The organism is Streptomyces sp. ActVer (assembly GCF_027270795.1).
In the GTDB taxonomy this organism is placed as follows: Bacteria; Actinomycetota; Actinomycetes; order Streptomycetales; family Streptomycetaceae; genus Streptomyces; species Streptomyces umbrinus_A.
Window position 1 is genome coordinate 1 of the sequence record NZ_JAPWHT010000891.1, and the last position, 1,348, is coordinate 1,348.

The 1,348-nt window shown below is 73.3% G+C and carries 2 pseudogenes; one reads left to right on the forward strand and one right to left on the reverse strand.

The window, feature by feature from the left end:
• A pseudogene (locus O3Q52_RS53125) lies at positions 1-1,125 on the forward strand (acyltransferase); the annotation flags it as partial.
• On the opposite strand, the pseudogene O3Q52_RS53130 reads toward O3Q52_RS53125, so the two are convergent.
• A pseudogene (locus O3Q52_RS53130) lies at positions 1,095-1,348 on the reverse strand (hypothetical protein); the annotation flags it as partial. The pseudogenes O3Q52_RS53125 and O3Q52_RS53130 sit on opposite strands and share 31 nt — an antisense overlap.

The window sequence follows — 1,348 nt, forward strand, 5'->3', positions numbered from 1 at the left end:
GTCGCCCGTTTCGCGGACCGGGCCCGGGACCAGGCCGCCGACCTCCTCGGCCGTGGCTGGAACGCGGACACCGGCCGCTACTGCGACCGGCCCGGAGCGCCCGAGACCGTCCGCGCGCACTGCGACGCCGTCGAGATCGCCGATCTCCTCCTGCGCTCGCATCCGCCGCAACTGTCCGCCGCCGAACACGCCGAGCGGCTGCGCGCACTGCAGGACGCCGACAGCGGACTCGTGCCCGAACTCGCCTCGGACGGCGGTCCCGGTGTGCTGCCCGCCCCGGCGGCGGACGGATGGATCGACGACGGCACCGCGGAGTACCACGTGCTGTCCGTGGGCTACGCACTCGACCTGCTGGGCTCCCGTTTCGCCCACCCGGTCCACACCGTACGGCGCATGACGGCCGATCGGCTCGTCGCGCGCCTGGACTCGCTGCCGTGGCGGACGGGGACGTGGTCGGCCGGTGCATGGGTGGACTGCTGGGCGACCGGCGCGCACCAGAACCTGGAACTGGGCGCCGAGGCAGGAGCGCCCGGCACGTTGGAAGCGCTGTTCGGCTGGCTGGGCACCCGGGTGGATCCCTGGACGGGGATGTGGGGCGAGGCCGCCTCCCCCGCAGCGGGCCGACTGCAACTGGTCAACGGCTACTACCGGCTGACCCGGGGCTCGTTCGCGCAGTTCGGGCTGCAAGTGCCGTATCCGGAACGGGTGGTGGACACCGTGCTCGCCCACGGCGGTGATCCGCGCTGGTTCGCGGCGGGCCGTAAGAACGCGTGCAACGTGCTGGACGTGGCGCACCCGTTGTGGCTCGCCGGGCAGCAGACCCGCCACCGCGCGGCCGAGGCGCGGGCCTGGGCCGGGGAACAGCTGGCCCAGGTGCTGGAGCGCTGGCGTGACGGGGCCGGTTTCGGGTTCGGCCCGCCCGGCGAGGGTGGTGCGGGTCCCGGTCGGGACCCGGGTCTCCAGGGCACCGAGATGTGGCTGGCGATCATCTGGCTGCTGGCCGATCTGGTGGGTGTGGCGGACCGGCTGGGCTACCGGCCGCGCGGCGTCCACCGCCCGGAGGCCGCCCGCTCACCCGCATCGCGGATCCCTGCTCAGCCGATCCCCATCGACAACTCGCTGTAGTAGAAGTCGTGGTCCGAGTGGATGGTCGGGCGGGTGCCGGTGTCGGCCCAGCGTGCGGCGCCCCGCTCTCCCCACACGAACAGGTAGTCGAGCTTGCGGCCGTCCTCGTAGGTCGGAAAGGCGAACGGCGGCCCTGACTCACGAGGGCCGCTCGCCTCGACGCCCTCGTACATGACGTCCAACTCCGGCGCGTCGGGCGGGGCGTTCAGGTCACCAGCGATGA